22 protein-coding genes and 1 pseudogene are annotated in these 22,485 nt (G+C 68.7%); 12 read left to right on the forward strand and 11 right to left on the reverse strand.

Features of this window, described 5'->3' with window-relative positions; all coding sequences use genetic code 11:
* From SBI80_RS10295 to SBI80_RS10315, 5 genes and pseudogenes are all read left to right on the forward strand, one after another.
* Positions 1-566: pseudogene (locus tag SBI80_RS10295) on the forward strand (4-hydroxy-2-oxovalerate aldolase); the annotation flags it as partial.
* Between the two features lie 72 nt (positions 567-638).
* On the forward strand, positions 639-1,640 hold the full coding sequence (locus SBI80_RS10300; RefSeq protein ID WP_413232693.1) for a permease: 1,002 nt from the start codon (positions 639-641) through the stop codon (positions 1,638-1,640).
* Entirely contained in the window at positions 1,637-2,350 is a 714-nt protein-coding gene (locus SBI80_RS10305) for a TIGR03943 family putative permease subunit (RefSeq protein WP_318974409.1), read from the forward strand. The genes SBI80_RS10300 and SBI80_RS10305 overlap by 4 nt, the downstream gene beginning before the upstream one ends.
* 10 nt (positions 2,351-2,360) lie before the next feature.
* Positions 2,361-3,551 (forward strand): serine hydrolase domain-containing protein, encoded by a 1,191-nt coding sequence (locus SBI80_RS10310; RefSeq protein WP_318974410.1) that lies wholly within the window; start codon positions 2,361-2,363, stop codon positions 3,549-3,551.
* A gap of 30 nt (positions 3,552-3,581) precedes the next feature.
* Complete coding sequence (locus tag SBI80_RS10315) at positions 3,582-5,678, forward strand: RecQ family ATP-dependent DNA helicase (RefSeq protein ID WP_318974411.1); 2,097 nt, start codon at positions 3,582-3,584, stop codon at positions 5,676-5,678.
* Here SBI80_RS10315 and SBI80_RS10320 read toward each other — a convergent pair.
* Complete coding sequence (locus SBI80_RS10320) at positions 5,675-6,619, reverse strand: IclR family transcriptional regulator (RefSeq protein WP_318974412.1); 945 nt, start codon at positions 6,617-6,619, stop codon at positions 5,675-5,677. The genes SBI80_RS10315 and SBI80_RS10320 overlap by 4 nt on opposite strands.
* A gap of 109 nt (positions 6,620-6,728) precedes the next feature.
* Here SBI80_RS10320 and SBI80_RS10325 point away from each other — a divergent pair, with 109 nt between their 5' ends.
* Genes SBI80_RS10325 through SBI80_RS10335 form a run of 3 tightly spaced genes read left to right on the forward strand, consistent with a single transcriptional unit; the run spans position 6,729 to position 9,807 of the window.
* Positions 6,729-7,856: a hypothetical protein gene (locus SBI80_RS10325; protein WP_318974413.1), complete on the forward strand. Its 1,128-nt coding sequence runs from the start codon at positions 6,729-6,731 to the stop codon at positions 7,854-7,856.
* Positions 7,857-7,858: 2 nt separating this feature from the next.
* Entirely contained in the window at positions 7,859-8,650 is a 792-nt protein-coding gene (locus SBI80_RS10330; RefSeq protein WP_318974414.1) for an SDR family oxidoreductase, read from the forward strand.
* A complete protein-coding gene (locus SBI80_RS10335; RefSeq protein WP_318974415.1) occupies positions 8,647-9,807 on the forward strand; it encodes a sulfotransferase family protein in 1,161 nt (386 codons plus the stop codon). The genes SBI80_RS10330 and SBI80_RS10335 overlap by 4 nt, the downstream gene beginning before the upstream one ends.
* 12 nt (positions 9,808-9,819) lie before the next feature.
* Here SBI80_RS10335 and SBI80_RS10340 read toward each other — a convergent pair whose 3' ends face one another.
* Genes SBI80_RS10340 through SBI80_RS10350 form a run of 3 tightly spaced genes read right to left on the reverse strand, consistent with a single transcriptional unit; the run spans position 9,820 to position 12,081 of the window.
* Positions 9,820-10,461 carry a sensor domain-containing protein gene (locus tag SBI80_RS10340; protein ID WP_318974416.1) on the reverse strand — a complete coding sequence of 214 codons (642 nt, stop codon included), beginning with the start codon at positions 10,459-10,461 and terminating at the stop codon, positions 9,820-9,822.
* A gap of 25 nt (positions 10,462-10,486) precedes the next feature.
* Positions 10,487-10,933 carry a hypothetical protein gene (locus SBI80_RS10345; protein ID WP_318974417.1) on the reverse strand — a complete coding sequence of 149 codons (447 nt, stop codon included), beginning with the start codon at positions 10,931-10,933 and terminating at the stop codon, positions 10,487-10,489.
* Positions 10,930-12,081, reverse strand: coding sequence for a 3-ketosteroid-9-alpha-monooxygenase, oxygenase component (locus tag SBI80_RS10350; RefSeq protein WP_318974418.1), 1,152 nt, complete (start codon positions 12,079-12,081; stop codon positions 10,930-10,932). Before SBI80_RS10350 ends, SBI80_RS10345 begins: the two co-directional genes overlap by 4 nt.
* Positions 12,082-12,194: 113 nt before the next feature.
* On the opposite strand from SBI80_RS10350, the gene SBI80_RS10355 reads away from it, so the two are divergent.
* Positions 12,195-12,725: a gamma carbonic anhydrase family protein gene (locus SBI80_RS10355; protein ID WP_318974419.1), complete on the forward strand. Its 531-nt coding sequence runs from the start codon at positions 12,195-12,197 to the stop codon at positions 12,723-12,725.
* Between the two features lie 3 nt (positions 12,726-12,728).
* Here SBI80_RS10355 and SBI80_RS10360 read toward each other — a convergent pair whose 3' ends face one another.
* The 4 genes from SBI80_RS10360 to SBI80_RS10375 are packed head-to-tail and all read right to left on the reverse strand — an operon-like array spanning position 12,729 to position 16,800.
* The gene (locus SBI80_RS10360; RefSeq protein ID WP_318974420.1) at positions 12,729-13,466 is read right to left on the reverse strand and encodes a hypothetical protein; all 738 of its coding nucleotides are present in this window, start codon (positions 13,464-13,466) and stop codon (positions 12,729-12,731) included.
* Positions 13,467-13,509: 43 nt separating this feature from the next.
* The gene (locus SBI80_RS10365) at positions 13,510-14,685 is read right to left on the reverse strand and encodes a thiolase family protein (protein WP_318974421.1); all 1,176 of its coding nucleotides are present in this window, start codon (positions 14,683-14,685) and stop codon (positions 13,510-13,512) included.
* Positions 14,686-14,687: 2 nt separating this feature from the next.
* On the reverse strand, positions 14,688-15,743 hold the full coding sequence (locus SBI80_RS10370) for a thiolase family protein (protein ID WP_318974422.1): 1,056 nt from the start codon (positions 15,741-15,743) through the stop codon (positions 14,688-14,690).
* 49 nt (positions 15,744-15,792) lie between these two features.
* A complete protein-coding gene (locus tag SBI80_RS10375) occupies positions 15,793-16,800 on the reverse strand; it encodes a Zn-ribbon domain-containing OB-fold protein (RefSeq protein ID WP_318974423.1) in 1,008 nt (335 codons plus the stop codon).
* 73 nt (positions 16,801-16,873) lie between these two features.
* Between SBI80_RS10375 and SBI80_RS10380 the strand changes: the two genes are divergently transcribed.
* Genes SBI80_RS10380 through SBI80_RS10390 form a run of 3 tightly spaced genes read left to right on the forward strand, consistent with a single transcriptional unit; the run spans position 16,874 to position 19,924 of the window.
* A complete protein-coding gene (locus SBI80_RS10380) occupies positions 16,874-17,917 on the forward strand; it encodes an LLM class F420-dependent oxidoreductase (protein ID WP_318974424.1) in 1,044 nt (347 codons plus the stop codon).
* A gap of 43 nt (positions 17,918-17,960) precedes the next feature.
* Positions 17,961-18,713, forward strand: coding sequence for an acetoacetate decarboxylase family protein (locus tag SBI80_RS10385; RefSeq protein ID WP_318974425.1), 753 nt, complete (start codon positions 17,961-17,963; stop codon positions 18,711-18,713).
* A complete protein-coding gene (locus SBI80_RS10390) occupies positions 18,710-19,924 on the forward strand; it encodes a cytochrome P450 (RefSeq protein WP_318974426.1) in 1,215 nt (404 codons plus the stop codon). The genes SBI80_RS10385 and SBI80_RS10390 overlap by 4 nt, the downstream gene beginning before the upstream one ends.
* Here the strand turns inward: SBI80_RS10390 and SBI80_RS10395 are convergent.
* The 3 genes from SBI80_RS10395 to SBI80_RS10405 form a co-directional block, all read right to left on the reverse strand.
* Positions 19,896-20,594, reverse strand: a complete 699-nt coding sequence (locus tag SBI80_RS10395) for a hypothetical protein (protein ID WP_318974427.1) — start codon at positions 20,592-20,594, stop codon at positions 19,896-19,898. The genes SBI80_RS10390 and SBI80_RS10395 overlap by 29 nt on opposite strands.
* Positions 20,595-20,706: 112 nt before the next feature.
* Positions 20,707-21,546 carry a type IV toxin-antitoxin system AbiEi family antitoxin gene (locus SBI80_RS10400; protein ID WP_318974428.1) on the reverse strand — a complete coding sequence of 280 codons (840 nt, stop codon included), beginning with the start codon at positions 21,544-21,546 and terminating at the stop codon, positions 20,707-20,709.
* A 97-nt stretch (positions 21,547-21,643) separates the two neighbouring features.
* A complete protein-coding gene (locus tag SBI80_RS10405; RefSeq protein ID WP_318974429.1) occupies positions 21,644-22,444 on the reverse strand; it encodes a crotonase/enoyl-CoA hydratase family protein in 801 nt (266 codons plus the stop codon).
* Positions 22,445-22,485: the final 41 nt, after the last annotated feature.

Raw genomic sequence — 22,485 nt, forward strand, 5'->3', positions numbered from 1 at the left:
CCGACGCCGGCTGCCAATGCGTCTACGTCGTCGACTCCGCCGGTGCGCTGGTCCTCGAAGGGGTGGCCGACCGGGTGGCCGCGTTGGTCGCCGAACTGGGCGACGACGCGCAGGTGGGTTTCCACGGCCACGAGAACCTCGGGTTGGGGGTGGCCAACTCGATCGAGGCAGTCCGTGCCGGGGCCAAGCAGATCGACGGGTCGTGCCGCCGCTTCGGCGCCGGGGCGGGTAACGCTCCGGTGGAGGCGTTGATCGGGGTGTTCGACAAGATTGGGGTGAAGACCGGCATCGACTTCTTCGACATCGCCGATGCTGCCGAGGAAGTCGTCGCTCCTGCGATGCCGGCCGAGTGCCTGCTGGACCGCAACGCGCTGATCATGGGCTACTCCGGGGTGTACTCCAGCTTCCTCAAGCACGCCATCCGGCAATCGGAGCGCTACGGCGTGCCGGCGCATCAGCTGTTGCACCGGGCCGGGCAGCGCAAGCTCATCGGCGGCCAGGAAGACCAACTCATCGACATCGCCCTGGAGATCAAACGCGAGCAACAGGCCGCCACCGCGACCTAAGCCCGCGAGTGTGAATTCCGCGACGCATTTCCTGTCGATGGCGTCGCCAGATTCACAGTCGGGGGAGGCACGATGGGACTCGTGACCGCCGTTTCGACCGAGCGCAGGCGACGCGTTGGTTCCCTCGAAGTCCTCCTGCTGGCCCTCATCGGGTTGGCCCTGTCCGCGGGTGTCGTCAGTGCCTACGTCGCGGGCAGCCCCGATCTGAGCACGGCCGCGACGGTGTTCTGCGGCGTGTTCGTCCAGGCGCTGCCGTTCCTCGCGCTGGGTGTGGTGGTCAGCGGGCTGATCGCGGCCTTCGTCGACGCCGACCGACTGGCCCGCTCGCTGCCCCGCCGCCCGGTGATTGCCGTGGCCGTCGCCGGGATCGGGGGCGCGGCACTGCCCGGGTGTGAATGCGGTTCGGTTCCCGTCGCGCGCAGGCTCTTTGGACCCGGCACCAGCGGCGCGGCGGCGTTGACGTTCATGCTGTCGGCGCCCGCGATCAACCCGGTGGTGCTGGTCGCCACGGCCGTTGCCTTTCCCGGTCAGCCCGCGATGGTGCTGGCCCGTTGCCTGGCCTCGCTGGGCACCGCCGTCGTGATGGGGCTGCTGTGGTCGCGCTTCGGCCGCGACGCCTGGGTCACCCGCGACCTGCCGGCCCCGGCGCCCGACGGTTCGTCACGGTGGACGGTGTTCTCCGAGGCCGCCCGTCACGACTTCCTGCAGGCCGCGTCCTACCTGGTGGTGGGTGCCGCGGCGGCCGCGGCACTGCACGTCCTGGTGCCCGCATGGGTATTCGAGCACCTTGCCGGCAACCTCGTCGTTGCCGTGGTGACGATGGCGCTGCTCGCGGTGGTGCTGGCGCTCTGCTCGGAGGCCGACGCCTTCGTCGCCGCCAGCCTGACCATGGTCCCGCTGGTTCCGCGGCTGGTCTTCCTGGTGGTCGGCCCGGCCGTCGACGTGAAGCTGTCGGCGATGCAGGCGGGCATGTTCGGGCGCCGGTTCGCCATGCGGTTCGGCCCGGCCACCTTCGTCGTCGCCACCGTACTGGGGACGCTGGTCGGGCTGGCGATCCTCGGCGGTGCGGGATGAGCCGGGTCACCCAGAATCTGGTGTTGCTGCTGGTCGGGCTGAGCATCGCCGCGATGCTGGTCAAGGGCACCTACCTGAACTACGTCAAGCCCGGGCTGCTGCCGTGGTTGGCGGCCTCGGCGGTAGTGCTGGTGGTGCTAGGCGGCGCGGCCATCGTTCGGGACCTGCGGCACGGGCACCACGACGGCGAGGACCACGAACTCGGTCACCAGCACCGCGGCGGGTTGGTCTGGCTGCTGCTGGTGCCGATCGCCATGGTCGCGTTCGTCGCGCCCCCGGCCCTCGGGGCGCAGGGCACCAGTCCCGCGCCCGCCGCCGCGCCACCCCAGCGGCGCGCGTTCCCGCCGCTGCCCGCAGGGGACGCCCCGTCTGTCTCGCTGCCGGAGGTGGTGATGCGGGCCGCCGCTGACTCCACCAATTCGCTCGTGGGACGGTCGATTACGCTGACCGGCTTCACCCTGCTCCGGCCGGACGGGGTGGACCTTGGCCGGGTGGTCATCGTGTGCTGCGCGGCCGACGCGCAACTGGCGCGCGTTCACCTGACCGGCCCTGGCGCCGCGCAGGCCGCCGCGCATCCGGAGGACACCTGGCTGCGCATCAGAGGCCAGATCGTGCCAGGGTCGTCGCAACCGAACGACGGGTTCATTCCGACGATGACCGTCACCGACGTGACGAGCATCGACAAGCCGGCCAACACCTACGCCTACTGATCGTGCTTGGATGGCGGCCGTGAGCGCGTTCCCCGGTTTCGCCGACGAGGGCTTCGGACCGGTCGCCGACGCCTTCGCGGCCAACTTCAGCAGCGGCGCCGAGATGGGTGCGGCCTGCGCCGTGTACCACCGCGGCCGGCTGGTGGTCGACCTATCCGGGGGCATCGCCGACGCGGTCACGGGCCGACCGTGGACGTCGGACACCCTGACGATCGGCTTCTCCGTCTCCAAGGGTCTGATGGCGCTGTGTGGGTACCTGGCCAGTGAAAGGGGGCTGCTGGACTTCGACGCGCCCGTCACGACGGTGTGGCCGGAGTTCGGCCGAAATGGCAAGCACGACATCATCATTCGCGACGTCTTCGCGCATCGCGCCGGTTTGATGGCCCTCGACGCCGACCTGACCCTCGACGAGGTGCTGGCGTGGGATCCGGTGATTCGCGCCATCGAGGCACAGCGTCCGCTGTGGATGCCGGGCACCGCGTACGCCTATCACGCGCTGACCTATGGCTGGCTCACCGGTGAGATCCTGCGCCGGGTCACCGGACTGATGCCCGGCGCGCTGCTGGCCCAGTACCTGACCGAGCCGACGGGTGCGCAGGCGTGGATCGGGTTGCCCGCCGAACAGCAGCATCGGGTGGCACGGATGCACGCTCCGCGCTCCCGGCTGCTGCGCACCGCCTACCGCGTCTTGCCGCGGGTGTTGCGCCGCACCGGCAAGGCCTCGGCGGTGCGCACCGTGACGATGGGCTCGGCGTTCCCCTTCTCGCTGATCGACGGGTGCGCCGGTGACTTCAACACCCCGGCCGTGCACGCCGCCCAGATCCCCGCGGCCAATGCCATCCTCGACGCCCGCGCGCTGGCGGGCATCTACGGTGCGGCCGTCTCGCCGGTAGCCGGCGCGCCGCTACTGACCGGCGCCTCGATCGCCGACGCGCTGGTGCCGAGGTCGACCGGTGCCGGTTGGTCCGGCGCACTGACCGCGCCGGGCAGCCGCTTCTCGACGGGGTTCCAGATCAACGGCATTCCCATGCGGCCGCTGCTGTCGGACACGTCGTTCGGCCACGACGGCGCCAGCGGCAGCCTGGGCTTCGCCGACGCCGAGAGCCAGACCGGCTTCGGCTACGTCAACAACCTCTTCGTCCGCAGCGATCATCGCGCCAATTCGCTGACCGCGGCGCTACGGCGCTGCCTGGCGCGGTAGGCCGTCGGACCACAGGAGCACGATGGGCGCATGAAGTCCCCCCGCGAGCAGGCCCAGACCATCCTCGAACAGCTGGCCGGTCCGCACGCCACGCTGCGCGACGACCAGTGGACCGCCATCGAGGCCCTCGTCGTACACCGGCGCCGGGCGTTGGTCGTACAACGCACCGGCTGGGGCAAGTCGGCGGTGTACTTCATCGCCGCCAAGCTGCTGCGCGCCGGTGGACACGGCCCGACCGTCATCGTGTCCCCGCTGCTGGCGCTCATGCGCAACCAGGTCGCCGCCGCCGAGCGGGCCGGGGTGCACGCGGCCACCATCAACTCGAGCAACGTCGCCGACTGGGCCGAGATCCACGACCGGGTCCGCAGTGGTGATCTCGACGTGCTGCTGGTCAGCCCGGAACGGTTGAACAACCCCGACTTTCGCGACCAGGTGCTGCCGGCGCTGGCGCAGGACGCTGGACTGGTGGTCGTCGACGAGGCCCACTGCGTGTCGGACTGGGGGCACGACTTTCGGCCCGACTATCGCCGCATCCGCACCCTGCTGGCCGATCTCGGCGCTGAAGTCCCCGTGCTCGCCACCACGGCGACCGCCAACGACCGCGTGGTGCAGGACGTGGCCAGCCAGCTCGGCGTCGGCGGTTCGGAGGCCGACACCCTGGTCCTGCGCGGCGGCCTGGACCGCGAGTCGCTGCGGCTCTCGGTCGTCGAGGCGGGCAACCCCGCCCAGCGCGCCGCGTGGCTGGCCGAGCACCTCGAATCGCTGCCCGGTTCGGGGATCGTCTACACGCTGACGGTGGCCCAGGCGAACGACGTGGCGACGCTGCTGCGGGATCGGGGACACGCGGTGGCCGCCTACACCGGCGCCACCGAGACCAGCGAGCGTGAGCAGCTCGAGGCCGACCTGCTGGCCAACCGCGTCAAGGCGCTCATCGCCACGTCCGCGCTCGGCATGGGCTTCGACAAACCCGATCTCGGCTTCGTGGTGCACCTCGGCGCGCCGTCGTCGCCGATCGCGTACTACCAGCAGGTCGGCCGCGCGGGCCGGTCGACCGCCAGCGCCGAGGTGGTGCTGCTCCCCGGCCAAGAGGACCAGGATGTCTGGCGCTACTTCTCGTCGGTGGCGTTTCCGTCGGAAGCCATGGTGCGCAACGTGATCGACGCCCTCGAACTCGACCGGCCGCAGTCCACGCCCGCCCTGGAGCCCCTCGTCGACCTGGGCCGCACCCGGCTCGAGATGGTACTCAAGGTGCTCGACGTCGACGGGGCCGTGCGCCGGGTCAAGGGCGGCTGGGTGGGCACCGGTCAACCGTGGGAGTACGACGAAGCGCGGTACCGCAAGCTCGACGAAGCCCGTAAGCGCGAGCAGCAGGCAATGCTCGACTACCAGGCCACCGGCGGGTGTCGGATGGCGTTCCTGCGCGGCCAGCTCGACGACCCCGAGCTCGCCGCCGACGAGCGCTGCGGGCGTTGCGACAACTGCACCGGCACCCGATTCCGGTCCGACGTCGATCCGGCCTCCGCCGAGCAGACCCGGCAGCGGCTGATGCGACCCGGTGTGGAGATCTCGCCGCGCAAGCAGTGGCCGTCCGGGCTGGCCAAGCTCGGCGTCCCCCGCAGCGGCAAGATCGGCGACGGTCCCGCACCGGGGCGGGTGATCGGCAGGCTGACCGACCTCGGCTGGGGTGGCCGGTTGCGCGGTCTGCTCGACGCACCCGACGCCGAGGTGTCCGACGACGTGGTGCAGGCGGCCGTGAAGGTGCTGGCGTCCTGGGAGTGGACGACACGGCCCACCGCCGTGCTGGCGATGGATTCCGACCGCCATCCGCTGCTGATCTCCTCGCTGGCCCGCGCGCTGGCCAAGGTGGGCAGGCTGACCGACCTCGGACTGCTGCAGTACGCGCCTGAACGGCGTCCGGCAACGGCGGCCAACTCGGCCTACCGGGTGGCCGCGCTCGAGGTTGCTTGGCAGGCGCCGGATCCCGCGGTGATCGGCGCCGCAGGTGGTCCGATCCTGCTGGTCGACGACATGACCGACACCGGGTGGACGCTGACCATGGCCGCGCGCGTCGTTCGGGCCGCCGGCGCCCCCGAGGTGCTGCCGTTCGCGTTGGCCAGCACCAGCTAGCCCCGCTGGTGAATGGCTGGCGCCCGGGTGAACCCGGTTGATCCTCCCGACGGGACGGTCCCGCCGAGTGAGGCCGTCAGCGTTGCCGCCGACGCCACCAGGCCGCGGGCGTGACTGGTGATCTCCGCGTCGGTGATGGCGCGGCCGACGTGCAGGGACAGCACCATCGCCTGACGCTGGTGGTGGTCGAAGACGGGTGCGGAGATGACGCTGACGTCGGTGCGCTCGCCCCGCCGTCCGCCGGCCCGCCATTCGCTCGGCAGGTAGACCCGCTCACCGATGTCGGAGATCATCTCCCCGAGGAGGGCCTGAAGCTCGCGAGGCAGGGTGTTGGACATGCCCGCCATCAAGGCATACAACCGTCGCCCGCCCGGCGTGAGGCGCTCGACGAGATAACCCGAGGCGCGGCACTCGGTGACCACGCGCTCGAGGCGTTCGGAGTCGGTGCGCAGCGGAATGGTCGGCGCCTTGGCCAGCCAGTCCCGCAGCGCGCGCTCGTCCCACAGCACGAACATCAGGCCGACCGGGGGTGCGAACGGGTAGCTCTGGCCGACCCTGACCCCCACGTCGACCGACGACGGGCCGACGAGTTCGAGCAGTGTGATGTGGTCGTCGATGACGCCGGACAGCGCCGCGGTGGTATCGAACGCCTCCGAGAGCCGACGTAGCTCCTCGCGGGCCGCGGGGTTCACCCGCATCGACTCCTGCGCGGTGTGCCCGAGCGAGATCAGCCGCGGTCCAAGCCGATACGTCTTGTCGGCGGAATCGCGAACCAGGTAGTTGGACTCGGCAAGGGTGGTGAGGATGCCGAGGCAGGTTGGCTTGCTGAGCCCAAGGCGGCGGGTGAGGTCCGAGAGCCCGAACCGGTCGTGCGGGTGCGCCGCCAGGAAGTCCAGGACGGCGACGACGCGCGCGGTCGGAGGAGAGGTCCTGTCCGCCATGCGCACCGTCCGTTGACTCGAATTGGAACACGTTCTAGTCTCGAGCCAGAGAATCTACCAGCACGGTCCAATATTGGAACGGTGCGGAATCCCGGGAGACACCGTCGTCATGCATTCACGACCGCTGGCCGAGGCCATCGCCGAGGCCGAGAGTCTCGTCGCCGCCGCGCCGTTCATCGAATCCGAGGCCGATCTCCTGGAGGGGCTGCAGTACCTCGCGGGGTGCATTGCGGCGTGCACGCACGTGGCGTTCGACTATGAGCGCGACCATCCCTTCCTGCACAGCGGCACGGGTCCGTTCACCAAGATGGGCCTGGACAACCCCGACACCATGTACTTCGGCACGCGCGTCGCACCCGGACGCGAGTACGTCGTGACCGGCAGGCGCGGCACCACCACCGACGTCAGCTTTCAATTGCTCGGGGGCGAGTACACCGATGACAACGTGCCCGACAGCGAGACCGCCTTCGACGACCGCAAGCTCGACATCGACGCCGACGGCAACTTCGAGTGGCGGTTCACGCCGGCGAGCCCGGCGCAGTTGGTAATTCGCGAGGTCTACAACGACTGGTCCGCCCAACGCGGCACGTTCGCCATCGCTCGAACCGACACCGCCGGCACCGCCCCGCCACCCCTGACCGCAGAGCTGATCGACAAGCGTTATGCCGTCGCGGGCAAGCAACTCGTCCAGCGGGTCAAGACCTGGCTGCAGTTCCCGCAGTGGTTCTATCAAGACACTCCGCCCAACACGATGGTGGCGCCGCGCCTGACCCCGGGTGGGCTGGCCACCCAGTACTCCTCGGTCGGACAGTTCGACCTGGCCGAGGGCCAGGCGCTGGTCATCACCCTGCCGGTCACCGACGCACCCTATCTAGGCTTCCAGCTCGGCAGTCTGTGGTACATCTCGCTGGATTACATCAACCACCAGACGTCGCTGAACGGCACTCAGGCGCAAGCGGATCCAGACGGCAAGATCCGCATCGTGGTGTCGGACGAGAATCCCGGGGTGACCAATTGGGTCGAGACGCTGGGCCACCGCAAGGGTTTCCTGCAGTTCCGTTGGCAGCGGGTGTCCCGCGAGCTGACCGCGGCCGACGGCCCCAGCGTCGAACTGCTCGACGTCGGCGAGGTCGCCGCCGCCCTGCCTTACTACGAGACCAACAAGATCTCCGATGACGACTGGAGAGCGCGAATAAGTCTGCGGCAGAGGCAAATCGGCGAGAGAATGGTGGGCTAGAGATGACGAATCCCACAGGGCTGCTCGACGGCAAGGTCGTCGTCATCAGCGGTGTAGGCCCGGCGCTGGGCACCACGTTGGCACGGCGGTGCGCCGAGCAGGGCGCCGACCTGGTGCTCGCCGCGCGCACCGTCGAGCGTCTGGACGACGTGGCCAAGCAGATCACCGACCTGGGCCGGCGCGCCGTCTCGGTCGGCACCGACATCACCGACGACGCGCAGGTGAACCACCTCGTCGAGGAATCGTTGAAGGCCTACGGCAAGGTGGACGTGCTTATCAACAATGCCTTTCGGGTGCCATCGATGCGGCCGCTGGCAGACACCACCTTCGAGCACATGCGCGATGCCATCGAGCTGACGGTGTTCGGCGCGCTGCGTTTGATCCAGGGCTTCACGCCGGCGTTGGCCGAGGCATCGGGCTCGGTGGTCAACGTGAACTCGATGGTGGTTCGCCACTCGCAGGCCAAGTACGGCGCCTACAAGATGGCGAAGTCGGCCCTGCTGGCGATGTCACAGTCGCTGGCAACTGAGCTTGGCGGGCAGGGCATCCGCGTGAACTCCGTTCTGCCCGGCTACATCTGGGGTGGCACGCTGGAGAGCTACTTCGCCCACCAAGCCGGCAAGTACGGCACCACCGTGCAGGAGATCTACCAGGCCACCGCCGCCTCGTCGGATCTCAAGCGGTTGCCAACCGAGCACGAGGTGGCCTCGGCCATCCTGTTCATGGCCAGCGATCTGTCCAGCGGCATCACCGGCCAGACGCTGGACGTCAACTGCGGGGAGTACAAGTCGTGAGCACCAACGGCAGCGCCGCAAGGACCAACGTCGGCACCGTGGACGATCTGCACGCGTCGGCGGTGAAGGCTTGCGGACTCGACGACTTCGGCGTCGACGACGACAACTATCGCGAAGCACTCGAGGTGCTGCTCGAGTCCTATCGCCGCGATGCCGACCTGACCGAGTTCGGTAGCAAGATGCAGCGTTTCTTCGTCCGCAACGCGCTGGTGGCGCGGCTGGTGTCCGAGGCGGCGTTCAGGCAACATCCGGAGCACGCCGACGTGCCGATCGAACGACCCATCTTCGTCACGGGTCTGCCGCGTACCGGCACCACCGCCATCCACCGCCTGCTGACCGCAGATCCGCGCCACCAGGGCCTCGAACTCTGGCTGGCGGAGTTTCCCCAGCCCCGGCCCCCGCGCGAAACCTGGTCGCAGAACCCCGTCTTTCAGCAGCTCGACGCGCAGTTCACCAAGGCGCACGCCGAGAACCCGGACTACACCGGTTTGCACTACATGACCGCCGACGAGGTCGAGGAGTGCTGGCAGCTGTTGCGGCAGTCGCTGCACTCGGTGTCCTACGAGACTCTGGCGCACGTGCCGACCTACTCACGGTGGCTCTCCCAGCAGGACTGGACCGCGCCGTACCGGCGGCACCGCAAGAACCTCCAGCTGATCGGGCTGAACGACCGCGAGAAGCGTTGGGTGCTCAAGAATCCCAGTCATCTGTTCGCCCTCGACGCCTTGTTCGCGACCTATCCGGATGCCCTGGTGGTGCAGTGCCACCGGCCCGCCGAGACCATCATGGCCTCGATGTGCTCGCTCGCGCAGCACACCACGGAGGGCTGGTCCAACGTCTTCTCCGGCGAAGTGATCGGCCAGGACTCCCTGGAGACCTGGTCGCGCGGGCTCGAGCTGTTCGATGCCGAACGCGCCAAGCATGATTCGGCACAGTTCTACGACCTGGACTACTTCGACCTGATCAAGGACCCGATCGCCACCGTGGAGAACGTGTACCGCAGCTTCGGCATCGAGTTCACCGACGCAGCCCGCGAGGCCATGACGAGCATGCACGCCGAGAGCCAGCAGGGTCCGCGCGCACCGAAGCACTCCTATGCGCTGGCCGACTACGGCCTGACCGTCGAGCAGGTCAAGGAGCGCTTCAGGGGGCTGTAACCGGGTGCCGACTCAGGCGACCCGGTTCGCCAGCGTCTCGATGCGAGCTAGTGCATCCCGGGCCAGCGTCGCGACGTCGTAACCGTTGGTCGCGGCGCATGCGGTGATTTCGATGGCGGCGTTGTGGGCGGCGACGAACGCGTTGTCGCAGGCCCAGCTGCGGGCCGCGAACGACCAGAACACGATTCGAGGAGAACCGGACGCCACTTGCGGAAGCAACCGGGCGTCGATCACCTCCCCCCGCATCGCGGTCACGGTCATCGTCTGGTCCCGGCAGGACTCGATGTCGTGTGCGGCCCGCTCGATGGCGCCTGCGGCGTCGAAGTCGGCGCGGTAGACCCCGACCATCTCCTCGATGGAGGGACTGCGCCCACCACCAGCATCCCAGTGCCCGCCGTCGTGTGCCACCGGCTTGGCATCGAACACGAACGGGGAGTCGACCTCGCGCGCGACGCCCGCACAGCGCTGCGGTTCGACGGTCACGAAGAGGTTGCCGTCGTTGCCCCTCCGGACACGCTTGCTCAGCAGATCGGCGACCTGCCCCGCGGCGATGGGTGCCACCGGGGTCTCGGCCCGAGGCCTGGCGTCGTCGATGACCCGCGAGCAGCCGGCGAGAACGAGCACCAGCAGCAGTGCCAGCCAGCGACCTCCCATGGCGGACAGTCTAGGGACGCAAGCGTCAACCGTCGCCGGGTGACGGTGCGCTCGACTCCTCCTCGAGGCAACCCTCGGCTATCGCATGGCGGATGCTGTCCCCGAGCTTGGGGCACGACCGGCAACGGCTGCTGTCCCCGCCGGCGGAGCGCACCTCGGCGAACGTGGCACAGCCCTGCATCGCTCGCGAATTCCACTGCACGGCAGTGTGTCCCGCGCCAAGCTTCTTGACGGCGACGGTCACGTGGCAGAAGCGGCAGTCGACCGGCGTCAGCCCCGCGCTCAGATAGCGCTCGCGGTCGCGCGCGCTGGCCTCCCTGACGGCTGCGGCCCGTCGCGGATCGGACGCGAAGTCTGGGGCCTTCGACCACGATCCCTGCGCTTGCCGGTCGTCGGCGGGGTGGCCGTCGTCGTCGTGACCGAGCAGCGCGAGCATCGAGCGGGCGAGGCGCTCCGCATCCGGTGCGCTCATGTCGCGGGCTGCGCCTCGGCGTCCTCGGCGCGCTTGCGCATGTTCTCCTCGACCTCGACGTTCCACTTCTCGTTGGCGGCGGTGGTGTCGACCTCGATCTCGAAGCGGTCGGTCATGTCGGGGGTGACCTCCGCGACGTCGACGTAGAACTGCTGGTACCAGCGGCGCATCTGGTAGACCGCACCGTCCTCCTCGACCAGCAGCGGGTTGTCGATGCGCGTCTTGTGCTTCCAGATCTCGACGTCCTGCAGGAATCCCTTGCTGACGCCCTCGGTGAACGCCCGGGACAGCTTCTCGGTCATCGCCTCGTCCATGCCCTTGGGTTTCTCGACCATGACACCCCACTGCAGCACGAACGAGTCCTGCGTGACGGGGTAGTGGCAGTTGATCAGGATCGACTCGGCCTTGAACCCGCCGTAGTTGTTGTGCAGCCAATTGATCATGAACGAGGGGCCGAAGTAGGACGCCTCGGAGTCCAAGTGCGCCTCGCCGTAGGCCGTCCCGAGGTCGTTCACGTCGGGCCTGCCGACGTTGTGCAGGTACTGCGACGCGATATGGCCTTCGAAGACGTTCTTGAAGTAGGTGGGCAGCCCGAAGTGGATGTAGAAGAAGTGCGCCATGTCGGTGACGTTGTCGATGATCTCGCGGCAGTTGGAACCCTCGATGAGCATCGAGTTCCAGCGCCAGTCGGTCCAGTCGTCACTGGCGAACTCGGGCAACTCGGGAATGCGCAGTTCGGGCGGCGGCGGGTTGCCCTCGTGGTCGTGCCAGACGTACAGCAGGCCGCTGCGGACGTCGGTGGTCCATGCTCTGGTGCGGGCCAGCCGCGGGGTGCGCTTGGCATAGGGGACGAGCTTGCACTTGCCGTCGCCGCCCCAGCGCCAGTCGTGGAACGGGCAGGCGACCTCGTCGCCCTTGATGGTGCCCTGGGACAGGTCACCGCCCATGTGCCGGCAATATCCGTCGAGGATCTTCAGCTCGCCCTGCGAGTCGGCGAAGACCACCAGCTTGGTGCCGAAGATGGCGACCGAGTGCGGCTTGCCGTCGGTGAAGTTGGCCACCGGGCCGAGGCAGTGCCAGCCCCGCGCGTAGCGGTCTGGCAGCGCTCCGGTGTCGATCTCGCGAACGCCTGCGGTGTCGGTACTCACGGCGGTCCTCCCGTTCATGAACTCTCTAACTAGAACACGTTACAGTTTTTCTCCGTCCGCGCGCAATCTTCGCCGGGGCTGGCCTTCCCACCTGGCTGCGGTATATCTAGACGATGCCGCTGTACGCGTTCGAGGGCCGCTCGCCCGTCGTCGACCCCGGAGCCTTCGTCGCCCCGACCGCCACCCTGGTCGGCGACGTCCACGTCGCGGCGGGAGCATCGGTGTGGTTCAACGCCGTGCTGCGGGCCGACTTCGCCCCCGTCATCATCCGCGAAGGCGCCAACGTGCAGGACTGCAGCGTGCTGCACGCCCCGCCCGGTATCCCGGTGGACATCGGCCCCGGCGCCACCGTGGCGCACGCCTGCGTGATCCACGGCGTCCACGTCGGTCAGGAAGCGGTCATCGCCAACCACGCCACGGTGCTCGACGGCGCCGTGATCGGGCGACGCAGCCTGGTCGCGGCGCACTCCCTGGTCACCGCGGGCACGAAGATTCCCGACGAGGTGTTCGTGACGGGCGCTCCCGCCAAGGTGCGCGGCCCGGTTGCCGGCACGGGCGCCGAACCATGGGTTCGGGAGAACCCCGCCGCGTATCAGGATCTGGCGCGCCGCTATCTCGACGGGCTCTTCCTGATCGCGGAGTAGTCGCTACTGGGGCGCGGCCAGGCCGACCCGAAGGGCGATGTCCTGCATCTTGGCGACGTTAGTCACGAAACGTTCGGTCGTTGGGTCGCCCGTCGCGCTCTGGAACTCCAGCCGCACCAGGGCCCGGCCCTCGGTGAAGAACGCCAGGGTGACGGCCTTGTCCTCGTTCGGGCGGGTGCCCTTGGCCATGACACCGTCGGAGCCGACCGCCAGTGGGGTCGGGGTTCCGCCCGCGACCAGCGTTGGCAGGTTGGCGACGGCCTTCTCGAGCGTGGCCGTCGCGGTGGCCGCGTCCGGATAGACCATGAACGTGTCGGTGATGGCCCGGGTGTCCTTGTCGTTGACGAAGAACGCGCTGGCGCCGGCCGTGCCGTTGGGCTGCGAATCCCTGGACCGCTCGGTGAACGTGTCGTCCGCGTCGGTCAGGTCGGCGGCCGACAGCAGCAGGGGCCGGTAGTCGGCCGGTTCGGAAGCCGCCGAAGACGTCGTCGTCGAGGTGAAGGGAATGGTCGGCAGTGTGGGCGGGCTGGTCGAGGCAGAACCGGAGCCACCGGAGTTGGTTGGCGTGCAACCGGCTACTCCAACTAGGGCGAGCGCAGCCAGTGCGGCGACGGATGTTCTTGCAACGTGTGACGTAAGCGGTGAGTTGAGCAATGTCTCTTCTGCGCGGGTCTGCCGAAAGTCGGTTGGGTCGAAGCGGATTGGCGCAATGCGCAGCGCCAGCCTACGCGCCGACCCCATCCGTGCAGGCCATCGCGGAATCGGGCGGTCGACGGCCGCGTCGTCACACCGTCGGTTTGTCTGCGCCGACCACCCACATCGAGTAATACTGCGAACCGCCGCCGTAGGCGTGACCCAGCGCCTTGCGGGCGCCCTCGACCTGATGTGCGCCCGCCTTGCCCATCACCTGGATGGCCGATTCGGCGAACCGAATCATGCCCGAGGCCCCGATCGGATTGGATGACAACACCCCACCGGACGGATTGAACGGGATCCGCCCGCCGATGGCCGTCTCACCGGCCTCGGTGAGCTTCCACCCCTCACCCTCCGGCGCGAACCCGAGGTTCTCCAGCCACATCGGTTCGAACCAGGAGAACGGGACGTAGACCTCGGCGACGTCGATCTCGTCGATCGGCGAGGTGATGCCCGCGTCGCGCCACAGCGCCTTCGAGGCGTCCCGGCCGGCCTGGGGATTGACCTGGTCGCGACCGGAGTAGGCCAGTGGCTCGGTACGCAGGGCGGTGGCGTGGACCCAGGCCACCGGGTGTCCCTCGGCGACGCGGGCGTCGGCGATCTCCTCGTTGCCGATGACGAGGGCGCAAGCGCCGTCCGAGGACGGGCAGGTCTCGTCGAACCGGATCGGATCCCAGAGCATCTGAGAGGCCATCACCTTCTCGAGGGTGATGTCGGGCTGGTGCAGGTGCGCCAGCGGATTCTTCGCGCCGTTGAGCCGGTCCTTGACCGCTACCATCGCGCCGATGTGCGTCGGTGCGCCCGAACGACGGATGTAGGAGCGCACGTGCGGCGCGAAGTATCCACCAGCGCCCGCGCCGACCGGCTTGGTGAACGGCACCGGAATGCTCAGCGCCCACATGGCATTCGACTCGGACTGCTTCTCCCAGGCCATCGTCAGCACGCGCCGGTACTTGCCAGACTGCACCAGCGATGCCGCCACGATCGCGGTCGAGCCACCCACCGAACCCGCGGTGTGCACCCGGATCAGGGGTTTGCCCGTCGCGCCGACCGCGTCGGCCATGAACAACTCGGGCATCATGACGCCCTCGAAGAAGTCGGGCGCCTTGCCGACCACCACGGCGTCGATGTCGTCGAACGTCGACCCGGAGTCCGCCAGCGCCCGGTCGATGGCCTCGCGGACGAGGCCGTTCATCGAGACGTCCTTGCGCTTGGCGACGTACTTGGTCTGTCCGGTGCCGAGGACTGCGGCGAGCTTGCCTGCCATGACTACTTCCCCTCCATGACCGCGACCAGATTTTGTTGTAGCGCAGCACCACTCGTCGCGTGGGCCAGCACACGGGACGCGGAGCCGTCGAAGATGTGCCTGGCTGCGAAGCCGATCCGCTCGAGCCCGGTGGAGAACATCGGATTGGCCGACAGCGCACCGCCGGACGGGTTGATCCTGGTCTTGCCGTTCAATCCGATCGCCTCGGTGAGGATGACCTGCTGATGGCTGAACGGCGCGTAGATCTCGGCCACGTCGATCGACCCGGCGTCACCCCCGGTCGCCGCGGCGGCCGAGGCGGCTGTCGAGGGCGACGTGGTGAGATCACGGGCACCCAGCACCGGGGTCTCGATGCGGTGCTCGAAACCCGTTATCCAGGCCGGGTTCTCACGTAGTTCACGCGCGCGGTCGCCGGCGGCCAGCACGATCGCCGAGGCGCCGTCGGTGATCGGCGCGATGTCGTGACGGCGCAGGGGATCGGCGAAGTACGGCCGGGCCAGCAGCTCGTCGACCGACGCGGCGGGCTCGACGGAATCGGTTCGGCCGCCGGCATTCATGGCGTCCAGGGCGACCTGGGCCATCTGCTCGGCGGTCCACTTCCCCGACTCCAATCCGAGCCGGGCCTGCAACCCCGCGGTCGAGACGGCATCGGGCACCAGCGGCGCGACCGTGTACGGGTCGGTCTGCAGGGCCAGCACCCGGCGCAGCACGCCTGCCGAGGACTTGCCGAAGCCGTAGACCAGGGCGGTGTCCACCGCGCCGGTCAGGATCTTGATGTACGCCTCGTAGAGCGCCCATGCGGCGTCCATCTCCACGTGCGACTCGTTGATCGGAGGGACCGCGCCGATCGAGTCGATCGCCGAGAGGAACGAGAATGCCCGGCCGGCAAGGTAATCCGAGGAGCCCGAGCACCAGAATCCGATGTCGGTCTGCTTGATGCCCAGGTCGGCGTACAACTCGGCGAAGCACGGCATGAGCATCTCGACGCCATTGGTGGTGCCTTCGGTGCGGCGCACGTGCGGGGCATGGGCGAAGCCCACCACTGCTACCTCGGTCATGCGCGCTCCCGCTTCGCTTCGTCTCGGTGAAAAGTCACGTCCGTGTGCCTCACTGGTGGTGCTTGTAGGTTTCGTAGTCGGCGTCGGGCTCACCCGTCGGCCGGAAGTAGTCGATGTTGTCGATGCCGAGACCCCACTCCTCGCGGGGCTTCCACACCGCCTCGACCCGCATGCCCATCCGGACGTCGGCCGCGTCGATCTCGGTGACGAGGTGCAGGAAGGGGATGTCGGCGCCGTCGAGCAGCACGTAGGCCGCGACGTACGGCGGCTTGATCCGCTGTCCCGCGAACGGGATGTTGATGATGGCGAACGTCGTCACGGTGCCCTTGTCGGGCAGTTCGACGTACTCGTCGAGCTGCTGACCGGTGGCCGGATCCGCCTCGCGCGCAGGGAAGTACACCTTGCCTCCGGCGCCGGTCCTGGCGCCCACCAGCCGGCCCTCCTCCAGCGCCCGCAAGAACGTGCTCTCCGGATGCGAGGCGGTGTGCTGGATCTCCAGCTCGGTGGGGACGACGATCATGGTCACGGGGTCGCGGTCGTCGGTGCCGTCCGCCGGCACGTCCTCCTCGGTGTCACCAAGGGCGAAGTAGGCGATGTCGGTGATCGCGCCGACGGGTTCGTCGGCCCAATGCACGTGCACCCGCGCCCCGGTGCTGACCGCGTCCGGCGTGCCCGCGTCGACGGCGTGCAGCAGGGGAGTGTCGGCACCGTCGAGCTTGATCAGCGCCCAGGCGAACGGACGGTCCAGCGGCTGGCCCGCCAACGGATGCGGCTGCCAGCTCCACGACACGACGGTTCCGACGCTGGCCACCGGTACGATCTCGCTCAGCGGTTCGTAGGTCACCGGGTCGTACTCGGGGGGTGGAACGTGCACCCGGCCGTCCGATCCGCGGATGCCCACGACGTGGCGCCCGCGCAGTTCGGTGAAGAACCGACCGAGCACCGGCCCCACTGAACGGGTGTAGTCGAATTGCAGCTTCAGCGGAGCGGAGAGGGGCGGCTCGTGACCTTCCGCATCAGGTCGGACACGGGCCGGGCTACTTTGGCTGGCAGTCACGGCATCGAGTAGAACAGGTTCTAACTATGGTGGCAAGAACCGGGTCGGGCGACCCAGGAAGGTTGGGTCGGCAGTGAAACTTGGACTCCAGCTCGGATACTGGGGCGCGCAGCCGCCGACCAATCATGCGGAGCTCGTCGCCACCGCCGAGGAGGCGGGTTTCGACACCGTCTTCACCGCCGAGGCGTGGGGTTCGGACGCCTACACGCCGCTGGCGTGGTGGGGCCGCGAGACCAGCCGGATGCGGCTCGGCACGTCCGTCCTGCAACTCTCGGCGCGCACGCCGACCGCACTCGGGATGGCGGCACTGACGCTGGACCACCTCTCCGGCGGGCGGCACATCGTCGGCCTCGGCGTCTCGGGCCCGCAGGTCGTCGAGGGCTGGTACGGCGCCAAGTTCCCCAAGCCGCTGGCCCGGACCCGCGAGTACGTCGACATCCTGCGGCAGGTGTGGGCGCGCGAGGCGCCGGTGCGCAGCGACGGCCCGCACTACCCGCTGCCGCTGACCGGCGAGGGCACCACCGGCCTCGGCAAGAACCTCAAGCCGATCACCCACCCGCTGCGCGCCGACATCCCCGTCATGCTGGGTGCCGAGGGCCCGAAGAACGTCGCGCTGGCCGCGGAGATCTGCGACGGCTGGCTGCCCATCTTCTACTCGCCGCGGATCGCGGACATGTACAACGAGTGGCTCGACGAGGGCTTCGCCCGGCCGGGTGCGCGGCGCACGCGGGAGACCTTCGAGATCTGCGCGACCGCCCAGGTCGTCGTCACCGACGACCGCGCCGGCGTGATGGAGCTGATGAAGCCCCACCTCGCCCTGTACATGGGCGGAATGGGGGCGGAGGACACCAACTTCCATGCCGACGTCTACCGCCGGATGGGGTACTCCGAGGTGGTCGACGACGTCACCAGGCTGTTCCGCAGCGACCGCAAGGACGAGGCGGCCAAGGTCATTCCCGACGAGCTGGTCGACGACTCGGCGATCGTGGGGAACCTGGATCACGTCCGTCAGCAGATCAAGGCCTGGGAGGCCGCGGGCGTGACCATGATGGTGGTGGGGGCCCGCTCGCCCGAGCAGATCCGCGACCTCGCCGGACTCGTCGACGCGGCGGTGTAGACACTTCTTGCCAGTTGTCTAGAACACGTTCTAGATTTGGCGCGTGACCGTCTACGACATCGCAGGGACGACCGTGACCATGCCGGTCCAGATTCGTCGCGCGACCCAGCACATGGCGATGTTCTCGGTGGACGCCGACGCTGCCCAGCGGCTCATCGACTACAGCGGCCTGCGGGTCTGCCGCTACCGGCCGGGCAAGGCCGTCATCGTGCTCATGCTGATGCACTACGTCGACGGCGACCTCGGCCCTTACTACGAGTACGGCACCAACGTCATGGTCAACCCGCCGGACTCCGACGCGCACGGACTCAAGGCCCTGCGGTCGGCGGGGGCCTTCATCCACCACCTTCCCGTCGACGGCGCCTTCACGATGGAGGCAGGCCGCTCCATCTGGGGCTACCCGAAGGTGCTGGCCGACTTCACCATTCGGTCTGCCGGTCGCTCCGGTCCTGCCCGCCGTATCCGCGACGGCCACCAGTTCGGCTTCGATGTCGCAGTCGACGGCCAGTTCGCCGTCGGCATGGACTTCCGGCCCGGGCTGGCGGTGCCGTCGGCCCTGACCTCCAAGACGCAGGTCCACCCGACGTACTCGCATCTGGATGGCGTCACCCGCGAAACCGCGGGGGAGATGCGGCTTTCCGGTGTCCGCTACCGGCCCGGCGGCGTGCGGGTCCGGCTCGGCGAACATCCCTACGCACGGGAGCTGGCGTCGCTAGGCTTCCCGAAGCGCGCCATGATCTCGAGTTCCGCCGAGAACGTCGAGATGACCTTCGGGAACGCCAAGGAGATCTCGTGACTGCCGTGCTGCCGGACACGAAGCCGGACGTCGACCTCACCGACGGCACCTTCTATGCCGACGGCAAGGCACGTGCCGCGTACCGCTGGATGCGGGCCAACCAGCCGGTCTTCCGGGATCGCAACGGCCTGGCCGCGGCGGCCAGCCATCAGGCGGTGCAGGATGCCGAGCGCAATCCAGAGCTGTTCTCCAGCACCGGCGGCATCAGACCCGAGACACCGGCGATGCCCTACATGATCGACATGGACGATCCGGCACACGTGTTGCGCCGCAAGCTCGTCAACTCCGGCTTCACCCGCAAGCGCGTGATGGACAAGGTGCCGTCGATCGCGGCGCTGTGCGACACGCTCATCGACGCGGTGTGCGAACGGGGGGAGTGCGACTTCGTCCGTGACATCGCCGCGCCGCTGCCGATGGCGGTGATCGGCGACATGCTCGGCGTGCTGCCCGAGGACCGCGGGATGCTGCTGGAATGGTCCGACGACCTGGTCAAGGGGCTCAGCTCGCACATCGACGAAACGTCGGCCCAGGCCATGATGGAGGCCTTCGCGGGGTACACGGCGTTCACGTCCGACATCATCGCCAAGCGACGTGCCGAGCCGGCCGAGGATCTGTTCAGCATCCTGGTCAACGCCGAGGTCGACGGTCAGCGGATGACCGACGACGAGATCGTCTTCGAGACGCTACTGATCCTCATCGGTGGCGACGAGACCACCCGGCACACGCTCTCCGGCGGCACCGAACAGCTTCTGCGGCATCGGGATCAGTGGGACCGGCTCGTCGCGCAGCCTGAGGCGTTGCTACCCGGCGCCATCGAGGAGATGCTGCGCTGGACCTCTCCGGTGAAGAACATGTGCCGGATCCTGACCGCCGACACCACCTTCCACGGCACCGATCTCCGCGCGGGCGAGAAGATCATGCTGATGTTCGAGTCGGCCAACTTCGACGAGGCGGTCTTCGGGGATCCGGAGGAGTTCCGCATCGACCGGAACCCGAACGGTCACCTGGCGTTCGGCTTCGGTGCGCACTTCTGCCTGGGCAACCAGCTCGCGCGACTGGAGCTGTCGATGATGACCAAGCGCATCCTGCAGCGCCTGCCCGATCTGCGGCTCGCCGAGGGTGCCGAGGTGCCGCTGCGGCCCGCCAACTTCGTCAGTGGGCCCGAGGCCATGCCGGTGGTGTTCAGCCCGACCGCGCGGGTGCTCGAGTAGCGGGCACGCCTCCGGCGGCCTCGATGTTTCGCTTGAGCACCAGCATCATTCGGGCCTGCATGATCCAGGTGACGGGCACGTAGACCCAGTAGCCGGCGAACCGTTCGAGCCAGCGCGGCCGCAGCGCCTGGTAACCGCTGATCACCAGTCGGGTGCGGCCGCCGGGTGAGGCCAGCAGCTGGAAGCCCCACAACCCCTCGACGTAGGACGAGGGCCGGGGCAGCCTCGGATCGAGGCGGCGGCCCCCCAAATCGTAGAGGGCGCGCAAGGCCAGGAAGCGATTCGGGTCCAGGGCAGCGACCTCCCAGGCGTCGACCGGTCCGCGTCGGGTCCAGTACTTGACGTAGTCACCGACGGCGAGGTCCTGCCACTCGGGGTGGACGTCGCGGGCGCTGGGCCGGCCACCGTTGTCGAGACGGTCCCACGAATACCAACCACCGCGGTCGCCACCCATCTGCACGAGCCACGGCCAGACCCGTTCTGGCGGTGCGTCGATCGTGACCGCCATCGTCGCGGCCCGCTCACCCGCGGGCATCAGGTCCGCGCCCGGGAAGGGCGCGGCGACCTCATCGTCGGTGGCGCCCCAGCGCCAGAGGCGGGGCCGCAACCACACCGCGTAACCGGCTGCGGCCAAGCCGATCGCCAGCGCGAGAGAACGTGAGGAGAACATGCGACGAGCATGCGAGAACCGCGGAGGTAGCCGCTAGGGCCCAACGTCCCCGCAGCGCGGGTTCGCCGTCGTGAATCCTCTGCGGAGAATGGGCCGTCGCACCGCAGAGGATTCACGAGCGGCGGCCGATGGCCTTGCCGACGCGATGCAGGATGGTGCCGGGGGTGTCCTCCGCGGTCACCCGGATGACGATCCAGCCGAGCTCGCCGAGCTGCTCGGTACGACGGATGTCGCGCGCCATCTGGCGGCGATCGGTCCAATGGTGCTCACCGTCGTACTCGATGGCGATCTTCCAGTCCTCCCAGCCCATGTCGACGCGCGCGACCAGCTGGCGGTACTCGTCGAGAACCGGGATCTGGGTCCGCGGCCGCGGCAGACCGGACCGCACGATGGGCAGTCGCAACCATGTCTCGCGCGGTGACTCGGCACCGGCGTCGACGAGCTCGAGAGTGGTTCTGGCCCGCCGTATTCCGTTGCGTCCCCGGTATCGGTGCACCAGCAACTCGACGTCGGCCACCTTGAGGCGGGTCGCTCGGGCCAGCGCGTCGATCGCCGCGACTGCGCGGTCGGGGCGCTGACGGCACGCGAGATCCAGGGCGGTGCGGGCCGCGCTGGTCACCCGCATGCCGTCGAGGACCACGACCTCGTCGTCGTCGATGCGATCCGCCCAGGTCTGCAGGCCGGCGGGTCGGTGGCGGTTGGGGTGGATCAACTCCGCCGGGGCGGTCGGGTCGACCCACTTGGCGCCGTGCACGGCCGCGGCCGACCGGCCCGCCACGATGCCTCGACGTCGTGACCAGAGGTAGGCCGCTTGCGCCCTGACGCGTGCCGTGACCGTGGTGTCGACCGGGACGTAGACGCCGGGAAACAGAATCGCGTGGTCGGTGCGCAGGCGATGCGACGTGAGCCGGCCCGCATCGAGTGCCTCGCGGCCGAGGAACGGTTGCTCCATGGCCGGAGTCTGCCGAGGGGCACCGACAGTCGCCGATCGTGAATCCTCTGCGGAGAATCGGTCGCGAAACCGCAGGGGATTCACGCCCGGCGTCGCGCTACTTCATCTGGAAGTTGGGCGCCCGCTTCTCCTTGAACGCCCGGGGGCCCTCCTTGGCGTCCTCGCTGAGGAACACCCCGATGCCGATCTTCGTGTCGATCTGGAACGCGTCCAGCTCGTGCATGCCCTCGGTGTCGTGGATCGACTTGAGGATCGCCTGCACGGCCAGGGGACCGTTGGCGTTGATCACCTCGGCGATCTGTAGAGCCTTGTCCAGAGCGGTCCCGTCGGGCACCACATAGCCGATCAACCCGTAGGACAGTGCCTCGGCGGCGGTGATGTGCCGGCCGGTCAGCAGCAGATCGCAGGCGATCGTGTACGGAATCTGGCGGACCAGCCGCACCGCGGAGCCGCCCATCGGGTACAGGCTCCACTTGGCCTCGGAGATGCCGAACTTGGCGCTCTCGCCCGCGATCCGAATGTCGGTGCCCTGCAGGATCTCGGTGCCGCCCGCAATTGCGGGGCCCTCGACGGCGGCGATCAGCGGCTTGGTCAGCCGGCGCCCCTTCAGCAGGCCGTCGATGCGGGTGGGATCGAAGCCGCCGCTCTTGAACGAGTCCCCCGGCGGGGCCTTGGTCGCGGCCTTCAGGTCCATGCCCGCGCAGAAGTAGCCGCCCGCCCCGGTGAGGATGCACGACCGGATCTCGGGATCGGAGTCGACGCGGTCCCACGCTTCGACCATTATCGAGAGCATCTCGCTGGAGAGCGCGTTGCGGGCCTCGGGTCGGTTGAGCGTCACGATCAACGTGTGTCCGCGCTGCTCAATGAGGGCGTCGGGGCCCTTCTCGGACTCGCTCACGGGTATGCGCCTCCCACTCTGGCTGACACGGACTTGTCACG

This window comes from Mycolicibacterium sichuanense (genome assembly GCF_033741125.1).
GTDB lineage: Bacteria > Actinomycetota > Actinomycetes > Mycobacteriales > Mycobacteriaceae > Mycobacterium.